The organism is Polaromonas sp. P1_E3 (assembly GCF_056405935.1).
Genome location: NZ_JBFUBD010000165.1, coordinates 1 through 5,953 on the forward strand (window position 1 = coordinate 1; position 5,953 = coordinate 5,953).

6 protein-coding genes are annotated in these 5,953 nt (G+C 63.8%); all 6 read left to right on the top strand.

Annotated elements, in window-relative coordinates; translation table 11 throughout:
• On the top strand, window positions 1–653 hold a 653-nt coding region (gene pip / locus AC1D0Z_RS14750), incomplete at its 5' end, for a prolyl aminopeptidase (RefSeq protein WP_477658976.1).
• 133 nt (window positions 654–786) lie between these two features.
• Complete coding sequence (gene folC, locus AC1D0Z_RS14755) at window positions 787–2,097, top strand: bifunctional tetrahydrofolate synthase/dihydrofolate synthase (protein WP_477658977.1); 1,311 nt, start codon at window positions 787–789, stop codon at window positions 2,095–2,097.
• A gap of 91 nt (window positions 2,098–2,188) precedes the next feature.
• Entirely contained in the window at window positions 2,189–2,983 is a 795-nt protein-coding gene (locus tag AC1D0Z_RS14760; RefSeq protein WP_477658978.1) for an SPOR domain-containing protein, read from the top strand.
• Between the two features lie 182 nt (window positions 2,984–3,165).
• On the top strand, window positions 3,166–3,651 hold the full coding sequence (locus AC1D0Z_RS14765) for a CvpA family protein (RefSeq protein ID WP_477658979.1): 486 nt from the start codon (window positions 3,166–3,168) through the stop codon (window positions 3,649–3,651).
• 34 nt (window positions 3,652–3,685) lie between these two features.
• Window positions 3,686–5,215, top strand: coding sequence for an amidophosphoribosyltransferase (gene purF, locus AC1D0Z_RS14770; protein ID WP_477658980.1), 1,530 nt, complete (start codon window positions 3,686–3,688; stop codon window positions 5,213–5,215).
• A gap of 2 nt (window positions 5,216–5,217) precedes the next feature.
• Window positions 5,218–5,953, top strand: a 736-nt coding sequence (locus tag AC1D0Z_RS14775; protein WP_477658981.1) for an aminotransferase class I/II-fold pyridoxal phosphate-dependent enzyme, incomplete at its 3' end; no start/stop codon positions are given.

A 5,953-nucleotide genomic window follows, 5' to 3' on the forward strand; every position in this document is an offset into this window, starting at 1 on the left:
CCCTGCTGGGTGTGGAGCGCTGGCTGGTGTTCGGCGGTTCCTGGGGCAGCGCGCTGGCGCTGGCGTACGCCCAGGCCCATCCGGCCCGGGTGTCGGCACTCATCGTGCGGGGCATTTTTGCGCTGCGCCGAGCCGAGCTGCTCTGGTACTACCAGGAGGGGGCGTCGTGGTTGTTCCCTGATTTGTGGGAAGAGTTCGTCAAACCCATCCCGCAAGCAGAGCGCGGCGACCTGATCGCCGCTTACCGCAAACGGCTGGTGGGCACCGACCGCGCCGCCCAACTGGCGGCTGCCCGCGCCTGGAGCCTGTGGGAAGGCCAGACGATCACGCTGTTGCCCGACCCGTCCTTTACCGCCCAGCACGGCGACGACGCCTTTGCGCTGGCGTTCGCCCGCATTGAAAACCATTATTTTGTGCACGCCGGCTGGCTCGAAGAAGGCCAGCTGATCCGCGACGCGCACAAGCTGGCCGGGATCCCCGGCGTGATCGTGCAGGGCCGCTACGACGTGGCCACGCCGGCCAAAACCGCCTGGGACCTGCATCGCGCCTGGCCCGAGGCCGAATTTCACATGATCGACAACGCCGGCCACGCCTTCAACGAGCCCGGCATCCTGCGCCAGCTGATCGCCGCGACAGACCGTTTCGCCAAGTAGTTCGAACACCCCCGTTGACGCTCACTGCGTGTAGCGTCCTCCCCCCTTGCCGGGGGCGGCGCCTGCGGCCGGCAGAGCCGGACCGCGGCCCCTGCTGGAAGGAAAAGCCAGCTTTGCGACAATAGGGGGCTGTATGCAAAACCTCAACACTCTCGACGACTGGCTGGCCTACTGCGAGCACCTGCACCCTGTCGGCATCGACATGGGTCTGACCCGCATCAGCGCGGTGGCCAAACGCATGGGCCTGGCTTTTGACTGCCCCATCATCACGGTGGCAGGCACCAACGGCAAAGGCTCGACCTGCGCGATGCTGGAGGCCATCCTGCTGGAGGCCGGCTACCGTACCGGCGTTTTCACTTCGCCGCACCTGGTGCATTTTGAAGAGCGCTGCCGGGTGCGCGGCGACATCGTGAAGGCTGACGAGCTGGTTGCGCAGTTCGCGCGCGTCGAGGCAGCCCGAACACAGGGCGGCGAGGCGATTTCGCTCACCTACTTTGAATTCACGACCCTGGCCATCCTGCAACTGCTGGCTGACGCCAAGCTCGACGTCGTCGTCCTCGAAGTCGGCCTGGGCGGGCGGCTGGACGCCGTCAACATGCTGGACGCCGACTGCGCGGTGATCACCAGCATCGACCTGGACCACATGGAATACCTGGGCCCTGACCGCGAAAGCATTGGCCGCGAAAAGGCCGGCATCATGCGCGCCGGCAAGCCGGTCATCGTGAGCGACCCGGTGCCGCCGCAAAGCATCATTAATTACGCGTCCGCAGTGGGCGCTGACTTGTGGCGCTTTGGCACGGACTTCAATTTTTCGGGTGACAAGCAGCAATGGGGCTGGGCCGGGCGCGGGCGCAGGTACGCCGGCCTGGCGTATCCGGCCTTGCGCGGCGCCAACCAGCTGGTCAATGCCTCGGGTGTGCTGGCGGCGCTGACAGCCCTGCGTGAGCGCTTGCCAGTGACGGCCCAGGCGGTGCGCAACGGGCTTTCGATGGTCGAGCTGCCAGGCCGTTTCCAGATCGTGCCCGGCCAGCCCACGCTGGTGCTGGACGTGGCGCACAACCCGCATTCGGTGGCTGCGCTGGCCGAAAACCTGGACGCCATGGGCTTTTACCCCTGCACCCACGCCGTGTTTGGCGCCATGGCCGACAAAGACCTGGCCCCCATGCTGGCGCGGGTGGGGCCGCTCATCGACAGGTGGTACTTCACCGATTTGCCGACGCCAAGGGCGGCTTCTGCCGAGGATTTGCAGGCCCGGTGGACGGCGGCCAATACCCGGCCTGATGCAGGCGCCGGCACTTACAAATCCCCCGAGGCTGCGCTGCAGGCGGCGGTCAAGGCCGCAACCCCCGCTGATAGAATTGTCGTGTTCGGCTCCTTCTATACGGTGGGCGGCATTTTGAAGGACGGTGTGCCGCGTCTTTCGGCCCCGCACCTGGCCACCTGATGCAGGAAAAACCGGCCCGTTGAAGTATTCAGAGGGGCCGTCAGCCCACGTTCACCGTTAACGTCACCCCTTATCGGATCCAAGCCACACCATGCCGTTTTTCAACTTCCGCCGGGGCGGCTCCAACGCTGCTTCCACTGCCGGGTCAGCCGCTCAAACGGAAAGCGTGGAAGTGATCCGCAAGCGTGCCAAACACCGGCTGATCGGCTCCGCCGTGCTGGTGCTGATCGGCGTGGTGGGTTTCCCGCTGCTGTTTGACACCCAGCCCCGGCCGATTCCGGTCGATATCCCGATTGAAATTCCCGGCAAAAGTACGGTCAAGCCCCTGGTGATCCCCGGGCCCGGCGCCCCGGCAGCCACGTCCGCATCTGCCCCCAAGGTGGCCGACAAGCCCGCCGACAAAGTGACCGCCGACGCCAGCCTGGCGCCCAAGGAAGAAATTCTTCCATCAAAACCGGCTCCAGCCCTTGCTGCGTCTGCGCCAGCAGCTATTAAAAATGAAGCAAAGCCGGAAGCCAAACCCGAGGTGAAGCCTCCGGTCAAACCGGAGCCCAAGCCGGCCAAGCCCGCTGCGAACGATGACGCCGCACGTGCCGCCGCGCTGCTGAACGGCACCGCTGCGCCGGCGGCCGCCAAATCGTCTGCCAGCGAGGCAGAAGGCCGCTTTGTGGTTCAGGTCGGCGCGTTTGCCGATGTGGCCAAGGCCCGCGAAGCGCGCCTGAAGGTGGAAAAGACGGGGCTGAAAACCTATACGCAAGTGGCGGAGACCAAAGACGGCAAGCGCATCCGGGTCCGCGTGGGCCCATTTGCCACCAAAGCCGAGGCCGACAAGGCGGCGGCCAAAATCAAGGCACTTGATTTACCTGCTGCCATCCTGACCTTGTAGTAAGTACTGCAACCCGAAAGTATCGAAACATGAAAGCGCGTCTTCGCACCCATGGCAGCGTTGCAACCCTTGCGAAGGCGTCCAGCCTTCGCTGCGGCTTGCGCCTCGCCCTGGGCACGAATCCATCACTTTCATTGTGTTTCGCTACTTCCGGGTTGCAGTACTAGCGCCTCTGGTGATTCGTGACGGCTGTTGACTGGATTTTGCTGGGAGTGCTGGTTTTTTCCATGCTCCTGGGCGCCTGGCGGGGCCTGGTGTACGAGGTGTTGTCGGTGCTGGGGTGGGCGGTGTCTTTTTATGTGGCGCAATGGTTTGCGCCGGACCTTGCCGCCAGGCTGCCACTGCAGTCCGCTGGAGATCCGGTGCGCTATGCGGCGGCGTTTTTGCTGATATTTATTGCGGCGGTGTTTGCAGCGGGGTTGCTGGCTTTTTTGCTGAAGAAACTGGTGGCAGCTGTCGGCCTGGCGCCGATAGACCGGGTGCTGGGGGCTGGTTTTGGTGTGTTGCGCGGCATCATTTTGCTGCTGGCCGCCACGGTGGTCATCAACATGACGGCGTTGAAGTCCAGTGACTGGTGGGTGCAGTCGCATGGTGCGCCGATATTGACGGCCACGCTCAAAGCCCTGAAGCCGCTGCTTCCCGAACAGTTTGGCAAGTATTTAATTTAACTTTCAAGAGTCAACTCATCATGATCGGAACACCATGTGCGGGATAGTCGGCGTCGTCAGCAAAGCCCCGGTCAATCAACTCATTTATGACGGCCTGCTGCTGTTGCAGCATCGCGGCCAGGATGCCGCGGGCATCGTCACGCAGCAGGGGCGCAAGTTCTACATGCACAAAGCCAAGGGCATGGTGCGCGACGTCTTTCGCACCCGCAACATGCGCGCGCTGCCGGGCACGGTGGGCCTGGGCCAGGTGCGCTACCCCACGGCCGGCAACGCTTACAGTGAAGACGAGGCCCAGCCGTTTTATGTCAACGCGCCCTTTGGCCTGGTGCTGTCGCATAACGGCAACCTGACCAACGCGGCCGAGCTCAAGGCCGAGCTTTTCAACACTGACCATCGCCACATCAACACCGACAGCGACTCTGAAGTGCTGCTCAATGTGCTGGCGCATGAACTCGAAAAAACCACGCGCGGCCTGCCGCTCAAGCCCATCGACGTGTTTGCCGCTGTGCGCGGCGTGCACAAGCGCGTGAAGGGCTCTTACGCCGTCGTCGCGCTGATCGCCGGCCACGGCCTGCTGGCTTTTCGCGACCCGTTCGGTATCCGCCCGCTGTGCATAGGGCACGGGCAGAACGAAGACGGCAAGACCGTGATGGTGGCCAGCGAATCGGTAGCGCTTGAAGGCACGTCGCACCAGTTCGAGCGTGACATCGCCCCCGGAGAAGCGGTGTATGTCGACCTGGAAGGCGTCGTGCACGCCGAGCAATGCGCGCCCAATGCCAAGCTCAACCCCTGCATCTTCGAATTTGTGTACCTGGCCCGTCCCGACTCCGTGCTGGACGGGATCTCGGTCTACCAGGCGCGCCTGAACCTGGGCGAGACGCTGGCCAAACGCGTCGTGTCCACGGTGCCGCCCAACGAGATCGACGTGATCATCCCGATTCCTGAATCAAGCCGCCCCAGCGCCACGCAGCTGGCGCATTTGCTGGGCATTCCGTACCGCGAAGGCTTTGTGAAAAACCGCTACGTGGGCCGCACCTTCATCATGCCGGGGCAGGGCGTGCGCAAGAAGTCCGTGCGCCAGAAGCTCAACGTGATTGCCAGCGAATTCAAGGGCCGCAATGTGCTGCTGGTGGATGATTCCATCGTGCGCGGCACCACCAGCCGCGAGATCGTGCAGATGGCACGTGACGCCGGTGCGCGCAAGGTGTACCTTGCCAGCGCAGCGCCGCCGGTGCGTTACCCCAACGTCTACGGCATCGACATGCCTACGCCCGGCGAACTGGTGGCCCATGGCCGCACGGTCGAAGAGATCCGCGAAGTCATCGGCTGCGACGCGCTGATTTACCAGGACGTGGAAGGCATGAAGCGCGCCATCGGCTCGCTCAACGGCAAGCTCGACGGCTTTGACGCCTCCTGCTTTGACGGCGTCTACATCACGGGCGACGTGACCGCTGAAACCATTGCGGCGATGAATTCGCAGCGCGCCGACACCGCCGAGAAGATTGGTGAAGACAGCGACGTGGACGTGTCCCGCCTGGCATTGCCCAATCCGCAGGAAGCCTGAGCATGACCAAGAAGAGAGAACTGCCGCGCAACCTGCACCGCGACACGCTGGCGGTGCGCGTGGCGCTGGAGCCCAGCCAGCATGGCGAAAACTCCGAAGCGCTGTACCTGACCAGCGGCTTTGTGCAGCCTGATGCCGAGACCTCGGCGCGGCGCTTTGCCGACCCGACGGAAGGCTACACCTATGGCCGCACGTCCAACCCGACGGTCACCAGTTTTGAACGCCGCCTTGCCGCCATGGAAGGCACCGAAGCCGCTATCGGCGCCTCGACGGGCATGGGCGCCATCCTGATGATGTGCATGGGGCTGCTCAAGGCCGGCGACCACGTCATCTGTTCGCGTTCGATGTTCGGCTCGACCATTGCGCTGATTGGCCGTGAGTTTGGCAAGTTCGGCGTCGAGACGACTTTCGTATCGCAGACCGACGTAGGCGAGTGGAGGGCGGCATTGCGCCCCGGTACCAAGCTGCTGTTTGCCGAAACACCGACCAATCCGCTGACCGAAGTTTGTGACATCGCGGCACTGGCTGACCTGGCGCACAGCGTCGGCGCGCTGCTCGCGGTCGACAACTGCTTTTGCTCACCGGCCCTGCAGCGTCCGGTGGAATTCGGCGCTGACCTCATCATGCATTCGGGCACTAAGTACCTGGACGGCCAGGGCCGTGTGATGGCGGGTGCGCTCTGCGGCTCATCCAAATTGATCGTCGACGTGTTCGGCCCGATCGTGCGCACCGCCGGCA

What these genes read in the sequence shown, in the direction of transcription:
- folC (WP_477658977.1), top strand. Translation starts at nt 787, where the DNA reads ATGCAAAACCTCAACACTCTCGACGACTGGCTGGCCTACTGCGAGCAC.
- AC1D0Z_RS14760 (WP_477658978.1), top strand. Translation starts at nt 2,189, where the DNA reads ATGCCGTTTTTCAACTTCCGCCGGGGCGGCTCCAACGCTGCTTCCACT.
- purF (WP_477658980.1), top strand. Translation starts at nt 3,686, where the DNA reads ATGTGCGGGATAGTCGGCGTCGTCAGCAAAGCCCCGGTCAATCAACTC.